This is a genomic window from Spiroplasma endosymbiont of Cantharis rufa, from assembly GCF_964019665.1.
Taxonomy (GTDB): domain Bacteria; phylum Bacillota_I; class Bacilli_A; order Mycoplasmatales; family Mycoplasmataceae; genus Spiroplasma_A.
Genome location: NZ_OZ026459.1, coordinates 311,745 through 333,076 on the forward strand (window position 1 = coordinate 311,745; position 21,332 = coordinate 333,076).

The window sequence follows — 21,332 nt, forward strand, 5'->3', positions numbered from 1 at the left end:
ACTTATGGACTCTTTAAATAAAATACTATTAATTGCATTAGGATTATCATTAATTTCTCTAATAACTATAAGAATTTTTAATACTTTTAGTTTAAATAAAATAATAATCCATGAGATAAATACAGCAGATAGCAATATTTCAAGTTCAAAAATTGATTCAATAATCTCTAAATTTAAGGTATATTTGAGAGCAGAAGAATTAAATGTTATTTATGGTGAAACTGAAAGCTATTCAAGAATTAATCAAATGATAAATAAAAGAAAAAAACAGATAGTAATACCAAAATGAATAATGCCAAGCATTGGATATGAATTGGATTATATATTAGCAAGTATTTGATTTAATACTAAGCTTTATCAAAAAGATAAAGATATAAAAAAATTTCAATTAATAGTTAAGTGAATACCTTTATTTCTATATACTATTTATTATTCGACTTTAATTATTGCAATAGTTTTTTCTTTTTTAGATAAGACATCAATAATTAAAGAAAATCCTTCCAAATTTTTAATTTTTATTTTTGAAAAACCAATATTTGAGTTCGTTTCCGTTAGTGCTTTTTTATTTATTATTACTTTAATGTTTTTTTCAAATAGTTTAAAAAATAGTTTAGAGGAAAAATATGAAATGGAAATTATTCAATTTGTAAAGAATGAATGTGAAAGTTATAAAAAAGATATTTCGATAGCAAGAATTTATTCAAAAGAATTTAATAAAATAGATTTTAAAGTCTTTAGATTTAATTCAAAAACTTCAAATTTAAAATTTGTTGGACCTTTCACATTACTTTAAGAAATAAAAAAATGAGATAAATAAAGTGACAAAATTGTATTCACTTTATAATCTCATTTTTTATTTGTTATCCTTGGCCTAAGCCTTTTTGTTTTCATTCAGCCATAATTTCTTCTTTACCACCAGGTTTAGAATATCTATCCTTGTATTGAATATATCTTTCTTTACATTCCTTTAATTCATTCATAGCTTCTTTTGCAGAACCTCAACCATTAATTTTTACTTCTTTTTTTTGTAAAGCTTTATACTGTAAAAAGAAATTTTCAATTTCATCTTTTAAGTGTTGAGGAACTTCTTCTATTGTTCTATATGAATCAAATCTTCTATCATCTGCAAATACACCAAATAGTTTAGTGTCAATTTCACCAGCATCAATCATTTTGATTGATCCTAAGATTCTAACATTAACTCCAACCCCAGGAAGTGTAGGATATGTTACAAGACTTATAACATCTAATGGATCTCCATCTCAATCAAGAGTTTCGGGAACAAATCCATATTCTCCTGGATAAAAATTAGCCCCGTATAAAACTCTATCCAAACTAATTTCATTAGTATTAATATCATATTCATATTTATTTGAGCTACCTTTTGGTATTTCAACAATCATCTTAATTACATTTTTTTCCATCATTAAGTTCTCCTTTATAAAATTATTTTATATTAAATTATTTCAAGTATAGCAATACTTTCTAAAATAAATGCTTATTGATAAGTTTAACAAGCGATTTAGTAGTTAATAAAAAAATAATCAAATTAACTGCTATCTTTGCAATTGAAACTCCAAATCCTGTTCATAACAATATATTTCATCCATAACTATGCTTTTCAGGAACAATTCCAGGATATAAAACTTTATATCATTCAAAAATAAAATATTGATTACAAATAAGAGAAATAAATGCAGAAACCATAATTGCAAAAGTTCCTGATATTGCTATCAGTAATAGATATCAATTTAATTGCTTCTCTTTTTTAATTTTAAATAGTATAGTTTTCTTTAATGAAAAAAATATAATTGCAAAAGATATTATAAATGTTAAATCAGAAATAGTCATTGCTAAGACACCAATATAATTGCTTGGAAGAGGTAGGACCATTCTGAGCGAATTTGCAGCAATATTAAATATGGCAGCATAGAAAACATTTGTTGTTAGATATATAAATAAAATTCCAATTAAAGATATTTCTATTGTAAAAGATTCTGCTATTGCCAAACCTCCAATAGTGTACTTACTTATAATAGTAAAAAGTATTTCAATTGCAAAAAGCATAGCCAATAAAGATACTCTTTTTATATCTAGAACAAAATTATCTTTTAGTACCATTCTTCAGTTGTATCTATTTATTTCTGCAAAGTCATATTTATGACCTCAGAAATTATAAGTATTTTCCATTTTAACTCCTTTGAAATAAAAAGCCCTTACTATTAAAAAAAGAAAAGGGCGCTTAGCATACAACAAAACTACAAACTAAAAAGTTTATAAAAATGTTATGGTATTTTCTCTCATCCGGACTTTACCGTCGGTTTCAGAATTTCACTGAATCAACTCTTTTATAAGTTCATGGACTATTACCATCGGTAAGGAATCACACCTTGCCCCGAAAATACACACAATATTATTATAAAACAACAAATAAAAAAAGTAAAAATTATAAAAATTATAATTTTTAATTATAATTTTTATAATTTAGTATATAATATTTTTGAACAATAAAAGGAGAAAAAATATGGAAGATAAAAAACATGAAATACCAGATCATGATGATGTAAAAGAGGGTAAAAAAGACCATTATCATGATGAGCACCACTTTGATTCTCTAGGTAACCACGATGATATAAACGATGCTGATTTTCATTGAAAAAATAGCTTATTTACAAGTCGTAGAAATTTAACATTTAAAATAACTTTAACAGGAGTTTTCCTAGCATTAGCTGTAGCATTATCAGCATTTGAAATGCTATATGAGCAATTATTAGATAAAATACCATTATATGGTGTGGCAATTCCATTTAGAATATTAGATATTTTAGTTATAACATTATCACTTGCAGCACTAGGACCAATCTTTTCTGGGATAATAGCATTTATAGTGCCATTTATCCACTTAGTAGATGCTCACAACCCATTAACTTTAGTAATTGATAGTTTTGGTTATTTTGCATCAATTTGATTGATGTGATTTGTATATTACTTTATTTTTAGAAATTCAAGTATTCATAAGCATCCAATTAAAAGTGTGGATAGATTTAAAAGATGAACACCAATAGTTATTTATGTACCTGTAATAACAATAATTTACACACTATTAGTATTTTTAATTTTATACATTACAACAAATAGTGATCAGGGTCATAGTCATAATCATTTCTCAACAGGAATGATTACTTCATATCATGAGGCTCATTCAGGAGAATGAGCAAGTATAAAGGAAAATTTAGGAGTATTTATAGGTGTTATTTCAGCAATAGAATTAGTTAGATTTTCAATTTGCTATACATTATTTGCAGTAATAGAACCTCAAGTTAAAAAAATTAATCACTTTTACAAGTAAAAATAAATTTTTTGAATTTTTGGCTTTTTATTTGATAGAATGTATATGAAAGTTAAAAATAGTGAGGTAAATAAAAAAATGGCAGGAAAAAAACCAGTATTTGTTTCTATGGACTTAGGAACAGCATATACATTAGTTTATATTGAGGGAAACGGAATAGTTTATAATGAACCTTCAATAGTAGCTTACAAAATTAAGGAAAATAAAATTGTAGCAGTTGGAGCAGAAGCATATAAAATGATTGGTAAAGGAAATAAAAACCTAAGAATTGTTAGACCAATGGTTGATGGTGTTATTACTGATATCAAAGCTACTCAGGCTCAATTAAATTATATTTTTGCAAGACTTAGATTAGAAAAAGCTCTTAAAAATTGTGTAATGTTATTAGCTTGTCCTTCAGCAATTACACAATTAGAAAAAACAGCACTTAAAAAAATTGCAATTAGTTTAGGTGCTGGAGAAGTATTTATTGAAGAAGAAGTAAAAATGGCTGCTTTAGGTGGAGGAGTTAATATTAATGCTCCTACAGGAAGACTTGTTGTGGACATGGGTGGTGGAACAACTGACGTTGCAGTTATTTCATCTGGAGATATAGTTATTTCAAAATCTATTAAAGTAGCAGGTAACTATTTAAATGAAGAAATTCTAAAATTCATAAGAGCACAATATGGAATGGAAATTGGAATTAAAACAGCAGAGATAATCAAAATTAATATTGGTTCACTTGCTAAATTTATTGATGAAAAATCAATGAAAGTTTATGGACGTGATGTTGTTTCTGGATTACCAAGAGAAATCGAAATTACACCAGAAGAATTAAGAGAAGTATTAAAAGTTCCTTTATCAAGAGTTATTGAATTAGTAGTTCAAGTTCTTGAAATGACACCTCCAGAATTAGCTGGAGATATCTTCAGAAATGGAATAGTTTTATGTGGTGGAACAGCATTAATTAATGGAATTGCAAAATATGTTGGAGATACTTTACAATTACCAACTAAAGTTGGAGAACAACCATTATTAGCTGTTATTAATGGAACAAAAAAATATCAATCAGAAGTATTTGATCAATTAAGAAGAGTAAAAGAAGAAATAAGCTATTAATAAATAAATCCTAATATTAGGGTTTTTTTTATTTCACTTATAATGGAAAAAATTCTAAATCATAATTAAAAATTATAATATTTTTTTAATTATGATATAATAATTTTGAAATTATAAGAAATTATAATTTCGCATTATCAAAAAAATAAGAAAAGATATTAGACTGTCCAAAAGGCTAATTATTTTATAGTTGTAATAAATAAATTTAATAGACTTTTAATGAGTGAGTTTTATTAAATAAGTTATTATTATAAAATATTAATAAATAAATGAATAAAAAAATTCTCTTTTGAGAATTTTTTTATTCATCACCAATTTTAACTGCGCCTGTAGGGCAAACCATTTGGCATTCAACTAATTCTAGATCATTTTCGTTTGCTTCAGCGAAACCATCATCGTCCATGAAAAGAGTCTCAGTTTCATCAATTTGCACACATGCCATACATCCTATACACATTGATTTATCAATTCAAGTTTTCTTCATAAAAACCATCTCCTTTTCTTTAATATAATAACAATAATTTCAATTATTTCCATATTTAATTTATAATATATAAGTTAATGGGGTGAAAAAGAGATGAACCTAACAAGAATGGAACGTAATAAGCCAATTCATGAAAAAGTGAAAAAGGAAATTGCTTATAAAAAAAATATTCAAGATGAAAAATCAGTAATACACTCAACTTTTGAAAAATTGAAAATGATAGATTTAGATTTTTTTAAAGAAAAGTTATCAATTTTTGATGCAAAACATGAATTTGAGAAACCTTATCTAGATAGAGATAAATCATCAAGTTTATTTCCCGAGGATTTAAAATATGAAATGAAATTGGAGATATCAGAACTTAAAAAAATTGGTTTAAATCAAGTTAATAAAAATTTTATTAGTGAAGTTGAAGAAGATGAAAGTTCACTTAACCTAAGAAATGATAAGTATGTTAATTTGTATAATAGTTTACAAGCAAACGATAAAAATTTTCAAAGAAATATTGATAAGTTAAAAGAAAAGCAAGCTTGATTAAAGACTAATCCTCAAGACATTTCAATGACAACTGTTCAACAAGTGAGAAGTAAAGATAATAGAAGTACTCAACAAATGATAATAGAGGTTAGCGAAAAAAATGAAAAGGGTTTAAATAGAGTTTTGAAAACCTGAAAATTACAAGAAAGAAAATATCGATTTAAATGAGTTTTACCAATTTTAATTGTTTTAACAGTATCAATGTTTTTAGCAATAATAATTCCAATATTTGTAATAGGAGGATAATGTAATTGAAATATATTAATATTGCAGTAGACGGTACTGCAGGTTCTGGTAAAAGCTCAGTTATGAAAAGAATAGCTGTAAAGTTGAAAATGAATTTTATAGATACTGGAGTTATGTATAGAGCTTTTACAAAATTTTGTTTAGATAATCAAGTTGATTTCTTAAAGGATGCTGAAATTGAAAAGCAAATTGAAAACTTTAATTTTAAATATATAAATGAAAAATCTATATTAGTAAATAATATAGAATATGGAAAAAGTATTTTTGACTATGATGTTGCAGAAAATATTAAATATGTAGCAAAAAATAATAAGGTTAGAGAATTTATGGTTTTGGCTCAAAGAAAAATGACTCAAAATAAGAACAATATTGTCATTGGAAGAGATATTACTACGGTTGTTCTTCCAGAAGCTGAATTAAAAATATATTTTGATTGCTCAGTTGAATCAAGAGCAGAGAGAAGATTTAATCAAAATAAAAGAAAAAAAATAAAGCCAAATGTTTATGAAGATATTTTAAGACAAATTCAACAAAGAGATGATTATGATAAAAAAAGAGAAATGGGTGCGCTTAAAATAGCGCCTGATGCTTGATACTTAGATACAAGTAAATTAAATATAAATAAAGTAATTGGATTAATTTTAAATAAAATAGAAAAACTTAAATAGTAATTACTTTTTAAGGAGGTGTAGTTTATGGCAAGAAAAGGAATTGTAGCAGTTGTTGGAAGACCCAATGTTGGTAAATCTACACTTTTTAATAGAATAATCAGAGAAAAAAAAGCTATTGTTGAAGATAAACCTGGAGTCACTAGAGATAGAATGTATGGTAAGGCTGAATGACTAACTTTACCTTTTATTGTAGTTGACACGGGTGGGATAACTTTACAAGATAGTCCATTTTCAAAAGAGATAAGAATGCAAGCAGAAATTGCAATTAAAGAAGCAGATGTTATTGTTTTTGCAATTAATTATAAAGATGGAATAACTCAAGAAGATGAAGCAGTTGCTAAAATACTTTATAAGACTCATAAACCTGTAATTCTTGCTGTCAATAAATATGATAAAAAAGATCAATTTGATGAGTCCTTTACTTTTATGACTTTGGGTTTTGGAGAACCCTTTATGATATCTTCCACTCATGGTATTGGGATAGGAGATTTGCTGGATAAAATAATTGAAAGTTTTCCAAAGTTTGATGAAAGTGAAGAAAGTGATGAACTTAAACTAGCAATTGTTGGAAGACCCAATGTGGGTAAATCAAGTTTAGTAAATTCATTAGTTGGTGAAGATAGAATGATAGTTTCTGAAATTGCGGGAACAACAGTTGATGCAGTGGATAGTAAAATAAAATATAATGGAAATAGTTATATAATTATAGATACTGCTGGTATGAGAAAAAAAGGTAAGATTTATGAAAATCTTGAGAAATATAGTTATTTAAGATCAATAAGTACAATTAATAAGTCAGATATCGTTTTATTAATTTTAGACTCCAGTGAAAATATTAAAGATCATGATACAAATATTGGAGGTTTTGCTTTTGAAGAGAATAAACCTATAATAATTATTGGTAACAAATGAGACTTAGTTCAAGATAAGGAAACCAATACTATGAAAAGAAAAGAAGAAGAAATTAAGGCTTATTTCAAGTATTTAAATTATGCAAAGGTTTTATTTATTTCAGCAAAAGAAAATAAAAGAATACATAAGATATTTGATATTGTTGATTTAGTTCAAAAAAATATTAAAAAAAGAATTAGAACAAGTTTATTAAATGAAGTTTTCAATAAGGCTCAATTAATTAATCCTGCTCCAAATCATAATGGAGGTAGATTGAAAGTATTCTATGCTTCTCAAGTAGAAGCATACTTACCAACATTTGTTTTATTTGTAAATAATCCTGAATTTGTTCACTTTTCGTATAAAAGATTTTTAGAAAATCAAATTCGTTCACAATTTGATTTTAGTGGTGTACCAATAACTATAATTTTTAGAGAAAGGAAATAATAATATGCAAAAAGAAAAAATAGCAATAATAGGGACTGGTGCTTATGGAACAGTTTTAGCTAATGTTTTAGCAGACAATGGCCATGATGTAATTATGTATGGAATTGAAGAAACTCAAGTTGAAGATATTAATAATAATCATTTGAACTCTAAATTCTTTCAGGACTTATTAATTAATTCAAACATAAAGGCAACAACAGATTTTGCAGCAGCCATGGAAAAAGCAAATATTGTAATTTTAAGTGTACCAACTTTTGCGTTAGATAATGCAATTGAAAATGTAATAAAATTTGGAAAGCGTGAAATGCATATAATAAATGTAGCCAAAGGTTTAGATGAAGAAAATCTTGATTTATTAAGTAAAAAAATTAAAAAAAGATTTCAAGGTAAAGATATTATGAAATCTTATGGTGCAATTTACGGACCTTCTGTTGCAATTGAAGTAATTATGAGAAAACCAACTTGTGTTATGAGTTGCAATGAAGATGAAAAAACTGCTATATATATAGCAAATTTATTTTCTAATGAATATTTTATTGTGGAACCCACAACAGATGTAGTGGGGTGTGAAGTTGCAGCAGCATTAAAAAATAGTGTTGCAATTGCAGCAGGATTATTGCATGGTTTTTTAGCAGCAGATAATTCAAAAGCATCATTAATTACAATAGGAAATGCAGAAATATATACCATAGCAAAACATTTTGGAGCTAAAATAGAAACATTTATGAATTTTGCAACACTTGGTGATTTAATCTTAACTGCCTCATCATTAAAGTCAAGAAACTTTTCATTAGGAGTTCAAATTGCTCAAAAAGATGATGCAAAGACTGTTTTAATTTCTCATAAGAATACTGTTGAAGGAGTTTTGTCTTGTAAGCTAGCTTATGAGATAAGCCAGAAATATAAAATTAAAGTACCAATGTTTGAAATATTATATAAAATACTATACAATAATCATAAGCCTAGTGCGTTAGTAAATGACTTTTTCCAACATGCTAAGGTAGTATAGAGATAGGGGTGGATAGCCATGACAAAAAAAGAATTATCAGAAAAAATATCAGTAGAATTTGGTAATACAAAAGCTGATGCTGAAAAAATGATTAACTTCGTATTTGATGAAATTGTAAATGCTCTAGTTAATAAAGATGAAGTTGCAATAGCAGGATTTGGTAAATTTGTTACTGCTGAAAGAGCATCACGTGAAGGTGTTAACCCAGCAACTGGAGCAAAAATCCAAATTGCTGCAACAACAGTAGCAAAATTTAAAGTAGCTAAACAATTAAAAGAAGCAGTAGCTAAATAATAAGAACAAAATTTAAAAGACTTGCAAATAGCAAGTTTTAATTTTGTAAAAAAATATGTTTGAACTTTTTAAAACAGGGTTAATAAGTAAAAAAACTCTTTTAATTTTAAATTATTCAAAAATTAAAATTAATGAAAATCAATTAGCTATTTTACTAATAATTATGGAATTATCAAATGATGATCAAAAAAATTTTACACCTTCACAAATAGCAGAGCATATGATACTTTCAAAAGAAGAAATTGAAAAAGAAATATCTTTGTTATTAAAAAATCGAATTATTAAATTGGAACAAAAAGGAAAAAAAACTATCCTTAATCTTACACCTTTATTTAATAGGTTACTTGTAGAGTTAGAAGAAAAACATTCTAAATTAAGAAATGATAATACGTATAACTTTATTGAAAAGCTGTTTGACTATAAACTTACAGATAATGAAATAGATAAAATTGAAAATTTTATTGAACTTGGTATTTCAAAACCAAAGATTATGTCAATAATTGATGAATGTAAAATTAATAATATTAAAGATTTATTGAAGAAACTAGAGGATAAATCAAAAGAAACTTCTGTAAAAATAACTATGTATAATTGATTAAATGATTAAAAATATCATTAAAATTAAAACTAATACCTGAAAAACTTATTTCCAAGAAATTATCTTTGAAATACTGATAGGGTATTTTTTTAATTTTTATATTTTCTAATTCCTTTATATGGATAATATATATATTTTCATATAAATGAAAATATATTATTAGAAAAGCTAATCCATAATTTTTATTTACTAGTTTTAACTTTTCAAATTGTTGTTGAGAAAGATTATTTAAATTAAAATAGTTCTTTTCAGATTCTTTGGCTTCAAATTCTAAATAAGTTCCCTTTCATAAACCAATATAATCACAAAAAAAATTCTTATTTAATCTAGCTGTGATGATGTTATCTTTAATTGAAATAATATTGTTATTAATTGGCATTTTATAAATAAAACCATTATTTTCTTCAATAGTATTGATACTATTATTTATAATAGTTTCTAAATACATTCCTTTATTTTTTATTATCAAAATTTCACCCAAATATATTAGTCGATATATATTTACAAAAAATTGTAAAATGAGATACAATTAGACTAAATGGGGGCATATAAAATGGCAGATTTTATAAAATTAACTAAACAAGAAATTCTTGATAAAGATTTTGAAGTTGAATATAAAGGTTATAAAGTAGAAGAAGTTGATGCTTTTTTAGATATGATAGCAGAAGATTATAAATTTTTTGAAGAAAAAAATATTAAAAAAGAAAAGGAAATAACAACTTTAAAAGAAAATATTAATAGGTTATCAAATGAGTTAACAGAAACATTGGCAACTTTAAAATTAAGTGAAAGTCAAATGGAAGCATTAGCAAGAGCAGGGTTAAATAGTTCAGATCTTATTAAGAGAATTTCTAATTTAGAAAAAGAGAGATATAATAAGTAATTTAGTATAAAATAAACAATGAGATTAACTTTGAATCAACTGCTATATTTGAAAAATAATATAGAGGAAACTCCACGCTTGCACATTCTGAGATGAATGTAGTGTTTGTGCTAGAGGAAAAAATAACTTTAGGTACCAATTTATTGGTAACGACTTAAGTATAGTCTAAGGGCATTTATGCCTATGATAAGCTTTTTAAAGTGCCACAGAGACGATTAGCTAGAAATAGTGAAATGGAACGGGTAAACTCCACAAGCAAGAAACTCAAATTTTGGTAGAGGAGCTTAAGGGCGAGGAATTCAACAAGCCTTTGGGATCGCATGCATAAGCGATAGATAGATAGTTGATGCACGTAAGTGTTACAAAACGTGGGTTATGATAATTTAATCTCACTATATTTTTTAAGGATTTGTATATGAAAAAATTATTTCAATATTTAAAATTAAATAATTTGACATTATCTACTTGTGAATCATTTACAGGAGGGTATTTTGCAAATCAAATAACAAATATCTCTGGAGCTAGTGACTATTTCAAGGGTTCATTTATTTGTTATTCTGATGATTTTAAAACAAAAATTTTAGGAATAGATATAGAAGTAATTAAAAAATATAGTGTTGTTTCAAAAGAGGTTCTAGATTTAATGTTAGAAAAAACTAGTGAAAAAATTAGTTCAGATATTGTTATTGGTTTTACAGGTTATGCTCCACCAAAATATAAAGATAATAAATCTGGTTTAAGTTTTATTGGTTTTAGATTCAAAAATAAAAATTTTATTTATAAATTTCTTATTAAAGAAAGTATTACAAGAGAAGAGTATAAACTTAGAGCAAGTGAATTTATTATTAATAAAATTTTAGAAATTTAATTTTAATTCCTTATTGTCGATAATGATAATTGAGGAGGAAAATGTATGATAGAAAAAATATTAGAAAAAAATACAAATGAGGTGCTTTTAAATATGAGTGATAATAATATTTATGATGATCCTGCTTTTAAAAGTGTATTAAAAGATATTGAAAAAACTTTTGGAAAAGGATCAATTATGAAATTAGGAGATGTAGCTAACTCAGCAATTGAAGTTACTCCAACAGGTAGCTTTTTACTTGACAGAGCTATTGGCGTAGGAGGATATCCTAAGGGTAGAATTATAGAAATTTATGGACCAGAATCAAGTGGTAAAACTACACTTTCTTTACATGCAATTTGTGAAGCACAAAAAAATAATGGTAGGGCGGCTTTTATTGATGCAGAACATGCACTAGACCCAAAGTATGCTCAAAATATTGGTATAGATATTAAAAATTTAGTTGTGGCTCAACCTGACTCAGGTGAACAAGCTTTAGATATTTTAGAAATGTTAATTAAATCAAATACAATTGATATAGTTGTAGTTGACTCTGTTGCTGCTTTAGTTCCCAAGGCAGAATTAGATGGTGAAATGTCAGATCAACAAATTGGGTTGCAAGCAAGATTGATGTCAAAAGCTTTAAGGAAAATTAATGGTATTGTTTCTAAAACTAATACTACAGTAATTTTTATTAATCAATTGAGAGAAAAAGTTGGTGTCATATTTGGTAGTCCTGAAATAACTCCTGGTGGTAGAGCTTTAAGATTCTATTCATCAATAAGATTAGAAGTAAGAAAAGGAGAAACTATATCTACAAATGGTGAAGCAACTGCAAATAAAGTTAAAATTAAAGTTGTAAAAAATAAAGTAGCGCCACCTTTTAAAACTTGTCAAATTACTATTGCATATAATAAAGGTGTAGAAAAAGATCTTGAAATTATTGAAATGGCTACAATATATAATATTTTAAATAAAGCTGGAGTTTGATATTCATATGGTGAAGAAAAAATTGGTCAAGGAAAAGAATCAGTTAGGGAATGATTTAATAATAATCCAGAAAAATACTTAGAGATTCAAGATAAACTTAAAGAAAGCATTGAATAAATTTATAACTGTATTTAATACAGTTTTTTTTATTTTTTATTCTGAAATTTTTTATTAAATTTAAATTATTTTTATTTATAAAAATTATAAATAAAAATAATGAATCCAATTTATAATTTTTATATCTAATAAATATATTAGAAATAGAAATTAGAGGAAAAAATATATGAAAAAAATCTTGACTTTATTGGGCTCACTTGGACTTATTGGTACAGCTAGCACAAGTGTTATTGCTTGTAATAATGTAAACTCTATTGAAAATACAGTAAAAAATTTGCAAAAAGCTTTAAACAAAGTAACTGTTGAAGCAGAAGAAGGAGCAATTAATGCAATTCAAGAAGCTGCAAAAAAAGTTGAAAATGTAATTATGGATGAGTCAATTTTACCTACAAAAAACTTTGAAATTTTATTTGTTGGTGCAGTAAAAGAAGAGAGAAAAAGTGTCTCCTTTAGTTTTAATGAAAATATAATTGCTAAAGCAGAGCATTCGCACCAACATATTCACTATATTATTACATATAAAAAAGCACAGTCAATTAATGAGAATTCTTCTTTTAATTGATCAACTGAGAATTTTACTTTTGAAGCTGAACTACATGTTGGATAATATTTTAAAATAAATAAAAATTATTATAATTTTGTTTATTTGTAAAATCTTCTTGAGTATTTATACTATTTGTATTAAATAATGTAAAATAATAAGGTTGCATAAGGCAACACCACGCTTTTCTAGGATTGGAGAACAATGCTAGTTATGAACGATGATTTAGTACACGTGTATATTGCGATAATATCTTTTTTAATAGTGCTTTTAATTGTATTAGGTACAGTTATAGTATATTTAATTAAGTCTCGTCAACGCAAATACATTTTCAAAAAAACATTAGACGAGTCAAAAGAACTTAAAATGAAAATTCTGGCGGAAGCAAAAGCAAATGCTGCTTTAATAAAACTTAATGCAGAAAATGATGCTGAATATATCCGAGAAGAAATTTTAATGGAAACTAAAAATTTGAAACAAAAAAAAGAAAAATTCTTTGAAGAAATAGAAATTTTGAATAAGAAGGAAGAAGAACTAATTCAAGATAAAATTAATACAAATAAAATAAAAATTGAATTAGCAACTCAAAAAAAGAAATTTCAGTTAGCTCTTGAAAATATTTCAAATTTAACTGAGGATCAAATAAAAACAGAGTTATTTAATATTGTAGAAAATAAATATTTAAATGAACTTTCAAATAAAATTAAAGATTATGAAAATAAATTAAAGGTTAGAGCTGAAAAAAAGGCTTCTGATATATTAATAGATGCAATGCAAAGTTGTCATATTGAAATCACTTCTGAAAAAAATACAACTTTTTTTGAGCTTGAAAATGACTCTTGAAAAGGGAAAATTATTGGTAAAGAAGGAAGAAATATAAAAACATTTCAATCTTATGGAGGTGTTGATTTAATTATTGATGATACACCAAATAGGGTGACAATATCTTCTTTTAATCCAATAAGAAGAGAAATTGCATATTTAACTTTAAGTGAACTTATAAAAACGGCAAGAATTCATCCCGCTACAATTGAAGAACAATTAATAATTCAAGAAGGAAAATTGGATAAACATTGTTTAGAAATTGGAAATGAAGTTCTGTTAAATTTAAATATTGATGATTTACCTGAAGAAATAGCTAAAATGCTAGGTAAATTAAAATTTAGACATAGTTATGGTCAGAATGCTTTGCAGCATTCAATTGAAGTTGCAAAAATATCTAGAAAAATTGCTTTAGAGATGGGTCTTGATGAAAAAATAGGACTAAAATCTGGTCTTTTACATGACATTGGAAAAGCTGTGGACTTCGAGCAAGAAGGAAGTCATGTAAAATTAGGAGTAGATATTCTAAAAAAATATAATTTAGAGTCTGAAATAATTAATGCAGTTGAATCACATCATAATGATGTTGAAAAAGAAACATACTATGCAGAAATTGTAGCCATAGCAGATACTATGAGTGCTGCAAGGCCAGGAGCTAGAAATAATGATGCAGATCAATATTTTATAAGAATGCAAGAACTTGAAGATATTTGTTTACAACAAGAGGGTGTTCTCAAAGTTTATGTTCTTAAAGCAGGAAGAGAAATAAGAGTTATGGTAAATCCATCTGTTGTAGATGATTATAGTATGAAAAAAATATCTTTAAATTTAAAAGAAAGCATTCAAAAAATAAATAAGACTCCAGGAGACATTTATATAACTATAATTCGTGAAAAGCGAGAAGTAATAAGATTATAGGATAGTGTTAAATAAGGAAAATAAAATCCTGTCATAAGATTTATAACGCTAGTTTCAACTAGCGTTTTTAATTTATCTTTATTAAATTTTAATTATAAATTTACAAAACTATATTTTTATTTATTATTAACCTTTAGTTTTTAGATAATTATAATTATTTTTTGGCATTTCAAAAATGGTGTTTTTTGTTATAATTAATTGAGATCGGAGTGAAACTATGGGATTTGGAGATTTTTTAGCGAATAGAATGAAAAAGTCTATTGAAAAGAATTTAAAAAAAACTACTTTAAATAGTGATAATGTAAAAGATGTATTAAGAGAAATTAGATTAGCTCTTTTAGAAGCAGACGTTAATATTGATGTAGTTAAAAAGTTTATAGGGAACATTGAAGAAAAAGCTCAAGGTGTGTTCATTGAACAAGGTGTTAGAGCAGATCAACAAATGGTTAAAATAGTTCACGCAGAACTAGTTGAAATTTTAGGAAAAACAAATAAACCATTAGAAATAGAAAAAAAGCCATCAATTATTATGATGGTTGGTTTACAAGGTGCTGGAAAAACAACAACAGTTGGTAAACTTTCACATTTAATTACCAAAAAAAATAAAAAGAAAACATTAATGGTTGGTTTAGATATTTATAGACCAGGAGCTATTGATCAATTAGTTGAATTAGGTCAAAAAAATAATCTAGATGTTTTTGAACAAGGTAAGCAAAGTCCTGTTAAAACTGCACAGCAAGCAGTTGAATATGGTCAAAAAAATGGTTATGAAGTAATAATTTTAGATACTGCTGGTCGTTTACAAATTGATAAACAATTAATGGATGAGCTTAATGAAATTAGAAAAGTTGTTTCTCCTCAGGAAATAATTCTTACTGTTGATGGAATGACTGGACAAGATATTATAAACGTGTCACAAGAATTTAATAACTTATTAAAATTAACAGGAGTTATTGTTACAAAACTTGATGGAGATGCTCGAGGAGGAGCAACATTTTCAATAACTGATATTACAAAACTGCCAATTAAATTTATTGGAGAAGGTGAGGGAATTGGAGCTCTTGCTGAATTTTACCCAAAAAGAATGGCTGATAGAATTCTTGGAATGGGTGATGTTGAAACTTTATTTGAAAAAGCAGCCGATGTTGTTGACCAAAGAACAATGGAAAAAACAATGAAAAGAATGTTTGCAGGTCAATTTGATTTAGAAGATTTAAGAAATCAAATGGAGCAAGTTGCAAAAATGGGAAATCTTGGAGGAATTATGAAAATGGTTCCAGGATTAAATGGTAAAGTTAGTGAAACACAAATTAATCAGGCTCAACAAAAGCTTTGAGTTGCAAATATTTTAATGACTTCTATGACATTAAAAGAACGAAGAGAACCAAGACTTTTAAAAGCAATAACTAGAAAGCAAAGAATTTTAAAAGGTTCAGGTAGAACAGAAAAAGAGTTTAATGAGCTTTTAAATCAATTTGATAAAGGTAAAAAACAAGTTATTGAGTTAACTAAATCACTTAAATCTGGAAAAATGCCAAATCTTGGTGGAATGAAATTTTAAAATTAAAAAACCAATAGATTATTATCTATTGGTTTTTATTTATTCCTTTTATTAGTAAAATTATTAAATTTTTTTTTGATAATTAGACTTTTACTATTTTAAAATAATAAAACTCCGTATATATTTTAATAAGTTTTCTTTTATTAAAATAGCTTAGAGAGTTTTATTTAATTTCAATTTTCTTTATTTCTTTTTCTCTTTGAGAAATAGCTTGTAATTTTTTATTAGCTTCTTCAATTGTTTTTTGAGTACTTTCTAATTCTAATCTTCTTTTTTCAATATCTTTCATTTTCTTTCATACCCCAGTTTTCATTGCATCTGACATTAATAAAACTGAAAGTAAAGTTATATTAAAGATATCATTAATAATTTTAGACACATGTTTTTTTTCTTTTGCAGATAAATTCTCTGCTTTATAAGTTTCTAAACTTTTAACATCTTTAAAATAATTTTCTGCAAAATATTTTCCAAATTTTTGATAAATTAATGCTTCACCTTCATGAGCAAAAAGAGAAATGCTTTTAAATAATATTAATTTCATTTCAACTTCATCTTCACTAGTAGATCTAAATTGCTCTATAACGTAGTTCAATCTATCATCATGAAATTCATCCACCAATTCTTCAACAACAATTCTTGAAGGCTGTCCAACTAATTTTAAAATTGGTTTTTTACTTGCAGTTTCATACTCTATAAATTCATAATTCATTGCCTTAATATATTTTTTAATACGTAAAGGTAATATATACATATCATATGCAATGTACTCAGAATATCTTCATTTTCTTGCAATGATTTGTGTAATTATATTATAAACCATTTCTAAAATAGTTAAGTTTAATGCTCTTTCACTAACTTTAAATTCTAATTTATTTAATCTCAATAATTGATAGTATTCATATCCATAATATTCAAGTGAAATCATATTAAAATATGTTTGAATAGTTGAATTATTCATAATAGCAGAATAAGAAAATTGAATATCAGGCACAAGTGCATCAACTATATTTTCAAATTGTGGTCTGTAGTCTAAAATTGAATAAAATTTATTTTTTTCAGCCATAAAATATCCTCCAAAATATAGATATATTTTATCATATTTCTTTTTGAATAAGTATGTAAGTGTATAATTATAGGAGTTTTAGGAGTAAATATGAAAATAAAAATAATTTGTTTTAATAAAGTTAATAAGGAATATAGAGAAGTATATGAATCATACATTGATAAGCTTAAAAAGCATTGTATTTTAGAGATGATTGAAATTAATGAATTTGATCATGGTGATAAAAAATCTAATATGGTAAAAAATGAGCAAAATATTAATTTAAAATTACAAGAAAATAAAGATTACGAAATATTTTTATTAGATATTAACTCTAAGCAATATAGTTCCGAACTAATTGCTGAAACTATAGAAGAAAATCAAAATTATAAAAATGGGAAAATATGTTTTATAATTGGTCCAAGTGATGGATTTAGCCAAGAATTTAGAGCAATTCATAATAATAAAATTAGTTTTGGCCTAATCACTTTACCTTATAATTTGGTAAGAATAATTTTATTGGAACAAATTTATAGAGGGCTTAAAATAAATAAGAACCAAAAGTATCATAAATAATTAAAAAATAAATTAGATTTTTTAATAATTAAACTATAAAATGATACTATCACTGAGGAGGTAATCCTATGTATGATGAAAAATCAAGCTTTAATTGATTCCCAGGTCATATGAATAAAAGTATTAAAGAAATTGAACAAAAGATTTCTATAGTAGATCTTGTTATGGAAATTGTTGATGCAAGAGCACCTTTTTCAACACAAAATCCATTATTAAGAAAAGTTCTAAATACTAGACCAAGGTTAATAATTTTAACTAAATTTGACTTATCAGATAAAGAGATAACTAATCAATGGACTGAATATTTTAAATCCATTGGAAATACAACATACATTGTAAAAGATAAGCAAGCTGATATTTATAGTGATATTTTAAAGCTTATCAATGAAATGACAAAAGAATCACAATTAAAACAAAAAAAGCGGGGAATAGAAAGACCACAACTTAATGTTTTAGTTGTTGGTATTCCAAATGTTGGAAAATCAACTGTTATTTCAAAACTTTCAAGAGGTAAGACTTTAAAAATAGGCAATAAACCAGGAGTAACAAGGGGTATGCAAAGAATTGTAATGACAAATAATATTACATTGATTGATACTCCTGGAATTTTACCTGCAAAGTTTGAAAATGAAACTGTAGCTTGTAATTGTGCTGCAACTAATTCAATTAGATTAGATGTCATTCCAAAAGAGAGAATGGCAACTAAATTAATGAGATATATTTATAATTCATATCCATCATTAATTGAAAACACTTATAAAATTAATAAGCATGTATTAAGGCCAATAGATTATGATGATACATTTACTATCTTTGAAGAAATTGCTAAAAGAAATAAATTTACAATTCTTGATGAAATAGCTGATGTTGAAAGAGCTATTGAGTTATTTATTCATGATATTATTAAAAATAATTTGGGAAAAATTTCATTTGAAAAACCAATTGAAATAAAGGAAATATCAAAACAATCAATTAAAGAAAATGATTTAGATTCAACAGTAGTAAGTGATTTAACAGTAGAATGATAGAAAACTCAAGATACTTATTTGATCAAAAAATAAGAAAAGAAAATAATGTTAATCTAATTTCTGGAAGTGATGAGGTTGGCAGAGGAGCAATGGCGGGTCCAATTGTTGTAGCAACTGTAATTTTAAAGCCTGAGTATAATAGTTTTAAAATTAAGGATTCTAAATTATTAAATGAAAAACAAAGAGAAGAATTATTTGATGAAATTAAAAAAAATTGTATTGACTATAGCATTTGTGAATATGATTCAAAATTTGTGGATGAATTTAATCCAAAGAAAACAAGTCAAATAGGAATGGTAGATAGCATTAGAAAATTAAAAATTAAGCCAGAAATTTGCTTAATTGATGGAGAAAATATAGAATTAGATTTGTGTAAAACCATAAAAATTATTAAGGGAGATAACTTGAGTATTACTATAGGGGCTGCAAGCATTTTAGCAAAAGTTTATAGAGATAGGATAATGAATGATTATCATTTGAAATATCCACAGTACAACTTTATAAAAAATAAAGGGTATTGTACAATTGATCACCAAAATAGAGTTAAAGAATTTGGTGTTTTGGATATTCATAGATTTTCTTACAAACCAATAAAATTTCTAAAGGAGAAAAAAGATGAATTTTAATAAAAATAATGAAGTCTATCAGGAGTGATTGAAATCTAATCACTTAGATGAAAATTTAAAAGAGGAATTATTAAAAGCTAGCGATGATGAATTAAATGCTGCATTTAATATACAATTAGAATTTGGAACTGCTGGTATAAGAGGTATTCTTGGTGCTGGACCAGGTAGATTTAATTTATATACAATTAAAAAAGTGACAATGAGTTATGCAAAATTATTGTTATCAAAATATGGGGATGTCTTAAATAGAGGTGTTGTTATTGGTCATGATAATAGAAAATTCTCAAAAGAATTTTCTCAATTAGCTGCTGAAATTTTAACAAGTTTTGGAATTAAGGCATATTTATTCAAAGATAATATTATGAAACCAACTCCAGTAGTTTCTTTTGCAACAAAACAATTAAATGCCATTGGAGGAATTGTAATTACTGCAAGTCATAATCCTGCAGTTTATAATGGATATAAAATTTATGATGAATTTGGATGTCAATTAATTGATGAAGATACAAAAATTATTGCTGAATATATGGAAGAAATAAGCGATATTTTAAATTGAAATTATAAGTTTGATAAAGCTCTTTTAGAAGTTGTTCCTCAAAATGTATTAAAAAAATATAAAGAAATGATTGAAAATTTACAATTTTATAAGAATGAATCAAGAGATAAATTTAAAATGATTTATTCAGCTGTTAATGGAACTGGAACTGAGTTTACTCCACCATTATTGAGAAGTTTTGGTTATGAAGTAATAGAAGTAAAAGAACATGCATTTGAAGATGCAACGTTTAAAAATGTTGGTAATCCAAATCCAGAATTTGAACCTGCTTGAAAAATTCCTTTAGAATATGGAGAAAAACATAAAGATGCTTCAATTATAATTATTCAAGATCCAGATGCAGATAGAATTGGTTGTGCTGTTAATCATAAAGGAAAGTGAATTAGAATTGATGGTAATCAAACTGGTCCATTATTGATTGAATGAAAATTAAGTCAAATGAAAAAACATAAGTTAACTCCTAAAAATCCAGCTATGTACTCAAGTTTTGTTACAAGTGATTTAGGTGATAGAATTGCAAATGAAAATTATAATGTTAAAGTTATAAAAACTCTAACAGGTTTTAAATGAATGGGTTCAGAAATTTTAAAAGAACCTGAAAGAGATTTAAATTTTGTATTTGCATATGAAGAAAGTTATGGATATGTTCTTGATTCATCAACAAGAGATAAAGATGGAATTCAAGCGACAACAATGTTAGTCGAAGCAGCATGATATTATAAACAAAAAGGTAAAACTCTAATAGATGTGTTAAATGAACTATATACTAAATATGGATATTATTATACATACACTGAAAATTTAAATTTTAAGCCAGAAGAAATTAAATCAAAAGTAGAGCCTATTATGAAAAAACTTAGAGAAGAAGAATTTTCATCAATGGGTGGCTTAAAGTTAAATTATGTTGAAGATTATATTGATGGTTTATTCAATATGCCTGGACAAAATTTAATGAAGTTTTACTTTGAAGATGGAAGTTGATTTGCAGTAAGGCCTTCGGGAACTGAACCAAAAATAAAAATATATTTCATCTGTGTAAGTAATAATGAAGAGGCTGCAATCTCTAAATGTGAATTATTATTTAAAGATTTGAAAAAATTCTTAGAAATATAAAAAAATAATGCTTGTCATTATTTTTTTATATTTAAAATGAAAAAATCGAATTTAATACTTATAATAATATTGGCATTAATATATT

24 protein-coding genes, 1 other RNA gene and 1 riboswitch are annotated in these 21,332 nt (G+C 25.7%); of the genes, 20 read left to right on the forward strand and 5 right to left on the reverse strand.

Translation table 4 applies throughout. The features are described 5' to 3' along the window. Window positions 1-4 precede the first annotated feature (4 nt). Window positions 5-793 carry a hypothetical protein gene (locus AACL15_RS01430; RefSeq protein ID WP_339034613.1) on the forward strand — a complete coding sequence of 263 codons (789 nt, stop codon included), beginning with the start codon at window positions 5-7 and terminating at the stop codon, window positions 791-793. 67 nt (window positions 794-860) lie between these two features. Here AACL15_RS01430 and AACL15_RS01435 read toward each other — a convergent pair whose 3' ends face one another. Both AACL15_RS01435 and AACL15_RS01440 read right to left on the reverse strand, forming a co-directional pair. Next, window positions 861-1,424, reverse strand: a complete 564-nt coding sequence (locus AACL15_RS01435) for an inorganic diphosphatase (RefSeq protein ID WP_339034614.1) — start codon at window positions 1,422-1,424, stop codon at window positions 861-863. 61 nt (window positions 1,425-1,485) lie between these two features. Continuing rightward, window positions 1,486-2,190 (reverse strand): ECF transporter S component, encoded by a 705-nt coding sequence (locus tag AACL15_RS01440; protein ID WP_339034616.1) that lies wholly within the window; start codon window positions 2,188-2,190, stop codon window positions 1,486-1,488. Between the two features lie 98 nt (window positions 2,191-2,288). Continuing rightward, window positions 2,289-2,407: riboswitch (FMN riboswitch) on the reverse strand. Between the two features lie 117 nt (window positions 2,408-2,524). Between AACL15_RS01440 and AACL15_RS01445 the strand changes: the two genes are divergently transcribed. Both AACL15_RS01445 and AACL15_RS01450 read left to right on the forward strand, forming a co-directional pair. Further along, window positions 2,525-3,349, forward strand: a complete 825-nt coding sequence (locus AACL15_RS01445) for an ECF transporter S component (RefSeq protein WP_339034618.1) — start codon at window positions 2,525-2,527, stop codon at window positions 3,347-3,349. Between the two features lie 78 nt (window positions 3,350-3,427). Further along, window positions 3,428-4,450: a rod shape-determining protein gene (locus AACL15_RS01450; protein ID WP_339034619.1), complete on the forward strand. Its 1,023-nt coding sequence runs from the start codon at window positions 3,428-3,430 to the stop codon at window positions 4,448-4,450. Window positions 4,451-4,751: 301 nt separating this feature from the next. On the opposite strand, the gene AACL15_RS01455 is transcribed toward AACL15_RS01450, so the two are convergent. Then, window positions 4,752-4,892: a hypothetical protein gene (locus AACL15_RS01455; protein ID WP_339034621.1), complete on the reverse strand. Its 141-nt coding sequence runs from the start codon at window positions 4,890-4,892 to the stop codon at window positions 4,752-4,754. A 135-nt stretch (window positions 4,893-5,027) separates the two neighbouring features. On the opposite strand from AACL15_RS01455, the gene AACL15_RS01460 reads away from it, so the two are divergent. The 6 genes from AACL15_RS01460 to AACL15_RS01485 are packed head-to-tail and all read left to right on the forward strand — an operon-like array spanning window position 5,028 to window position 9,636. Next, window positions 5,028-5,717, forward strand: a complete 690-nt coding sequence (locus AACL15_RS01460; protein ID WP_339034623.1) for a hypothetical protein — start codon at window positions 5,028-5,030, stop codon at window positions 5,715-5,717. A gap of 5 nt (window positions 5,718-5,722) precedes the next feature. After that, window positions 5,723-6,385 (forward strand): (d)CMP kinase, encoded by a 663-nt coding sequence (cmk, locus tag AACL15_RS01465; protein ID WP_339034625.1) that lies wholly within the window; start codon window positions 5,723-5,725, stop codon window positions 6,383-6,385. 27 nt (window positions 6,386-6,412) lie between these two features. After that, window positions 6,413-7,726, forward strand: coding sequence for a ribosome biogenesis GTPase Der (gene der, locus AACL15_RS01470; protein WP_339034627.1), 1,314 nt, complete (start codon window positions 6,413-6,415; stop codon window positions 7,724-7,726). Between the two features lie 4 nt (window positions 7,727-7,730). Continuing rightward, window positions 7,731-8,735 (forward strand): NAD(P)H-dependent glycerol-3-phosphate dehydrogenase, encoded by a 1,005-nt coding sequence (locus AACL15_RS01475; protein WP_339034628.1) that lies wholly within the window; start codon window positions 7,731-7,733, stop codon window positions 8,733-8,735. 18 nt (window positions 8,736-8,753) lie between these two features. Then, window positions 8,754-9,029: an HU family DNA-binding protein gene (locus tag AACL15_RS01480; RefSeq protein WP_339034630.1), complete on the forward strand. Its 276-nt coding sequence runs from the start codon at window positions 8,754-8,756 to the stop codon at window positions 9,027-9,029. A 55-nt stretch (window positions 9,030-9,084) separates the two neighbouring features. Then, on the forward strand, window positions 9,085-9,636 hold the full coding sequence (locus AACL15_RS01485) for a DnaD family protein (RefSeq protein ID WP_339034632.1): 552 nt from the start codon (window positions 9,085-9,087) through the stop codon (window positions 9,634-9,636). On the opposite strand, the gene AACL15_RS01490 is transcribed toward AACL15_RS01485, so the two are convergent. Continuing rightward, window positions 9,611-10,096, reverse strand: coding sequence for a Holliday junction resolvase RecU (locus tag AACL15_RS01490; RefSeq protein WP_339034634.1), 486 nt, complete (start codon window positions 10,094-10,096; stop codon window positions 9,611-9,613). The genes AACL15_RS01485 and AACL15_RS01490 overlap by 26 nt on opposite strands. Before the next feature lie 84 nt (window positions 10,097-10,180). Between AACL15_RS01490 and AACL15_RS01495 the strand changes: the two genes are divergently transcribed. The 7 genes from AACL15_RS01495 (at window position 10,181) to ffh (ending at window position 16,306) form a co-directional block, all read left to right on the forward strand. Beyond that, window positions 10,181-10,510, forward strand: coding sequence for a DivIVA domain-containing protein (locus AACL15_RS01495; RefSeq protein ID WP_339034636.1), 330 nt, complete (start codon window positions 10,181-10,183; stop codon window positions 10,508-10,510). 27 nt (window positions 10,511-10,537) lie between these two features. Next, window positions 10,538-10,891, forward strand: an RNA gene (gene rnpB, locus AACL15_RS01500) — RNase P RNA component class B. Window positions 10,892-10,925: 34 nt separating this feature from the next. Then, complete coding sequence (locus AACL15_RS01505) at window positions 10,926-11,378, forward strand: nicotinamide-nucleotide amidohydrolase family protein (protein WP_339034637.1); 453 nt, start codon at window positions 10,926-10,928, stop codon at window positions 11,376-11,378. A 45-nt stretch (window positions 11,379-11,423) separates the two neighbouring features. Next, window positions 11,424-12,464 carry a recombinase RecA gene (recA, locus tag AACL15_RS01510; protein ID WP_339034638.1) on the forward strand — a complete coding sequence of 347 codons (1,041 nt, stop codon included), beginning with the start codon at window positions 11,424-11,426 and terminating at the stop codon, window positions 12,462-12,464. A gap of 166 nt (window positions 12,465-12,630) precedes the next feature. Further along, window positions 12,631-13,071: a lipoprotein gene (locus AACL15_RS01515; RefSeq protein ID WP_339034640.1), complete on the forward strand. Its 441-nt coding sequence runs from the start codon at window positions 12,631-12,633 to the stop codon at window positions 13,069-13,071. 138 nt (window positions 13,072-13,209) lie between these two features. Then, complete coding sequence (gene rny, locus AACL15_RS01520) at window positions 13,210-14,745, forward strand: ribonuclease Y (protein WP_339034642.1); 1,536 nt, start codon at window positions 13,210-13,212, stop codon at window positions 14,743-14,745. Between the two features lie 217 nt (window positions 14,746-14,962). Then, window positions 14,963-16,306 (forward strand): signal recognition particle protein, encoded by a 1,344-nt coding sequence (ffh, locus tag AACL15_RS01525; protein ID WP_339034644.1) that lies wholly within the window; start codon window positions 14,963-14,965, stop codon window positions 16,304-16,306. Window positions 16,307-16,469: 163 nt separating this feature from the next. Here the strand turns inward: ffh and AACL15_RS01530 are convergent, their stop codons facing one another. Continuing rightward, entirely contained in the window at window positions 16,470-17,369 is a 900-nt protein-coding gene (locus AACL15_RS01530) for a hypothetical protein (protein WP_339034646.1), read from the reverse strand. Window positions 17,370-17,459: 90 nt separating this feature from the next. On the opposite strand from AACL15_RS01530, the gene AACL15_RS01535 reads away from it, so the two are divergent. The 4 genes from AACL15_RS01535 to AACL15_RS01550 all read left to right on the forward strand — a co-directional run bounded on the left by AACL15_RS01535 (window position 17,460) and on the right by AACL15_RS01550 (window position 21,247). Continuing rightward, window positions 17,460-17,924: a 23S rRNA (pseudouridine(1915)-N(3))-methyltransferase RlmH gene (locus AACL15_RS01535; protein ID WP_339034648.1), complete on the forward strand. Its 465-nt coding sequence runs from the start codon at window positions 17,460-17,462 to the stop codon at window positions 17,922-17,924. 68 nt (window positions 17,925-17,992) lie between these two features. Beyond that, entirely contained in the window at window positions 17,993-18,952 is a 960-nt protein-coding gene (gene ylqF, locus AACL15_RS01540; protein ID WP_339034650.1) for a ribosome biogenesis GTPase YlqF, read from the forward strand. Beyond that, a complete protein-coding gene (locus AACL15_RS01545; protein WP_339034652.1) occupies window positions 18,946-19,578 on the forward strand; it encodes a ribonuclease HII in 633 nt (210 codons plus the stop codon). Before ylqF ends, AACL15_RS01545 begins: the two co-directional genes overlap by 7 nt. Next, on the forward strand, window positions 19,568-21,247 hold the full coding sequence (locus AACL15_RS01550; protein ID WP_339034654.1) for a phospho-sugar mutase: 1,680 nt from the start codon (window positions 19,568-19,570) through the stop codon (window positions 21,245-21,247). Before AACL15_RS01545 ends, AACL15_RS01550 begins: the two co-directional genes overlap by 11 nt. Window positions 21,248-21,332 lie beyond the last annotated feature (85 nt).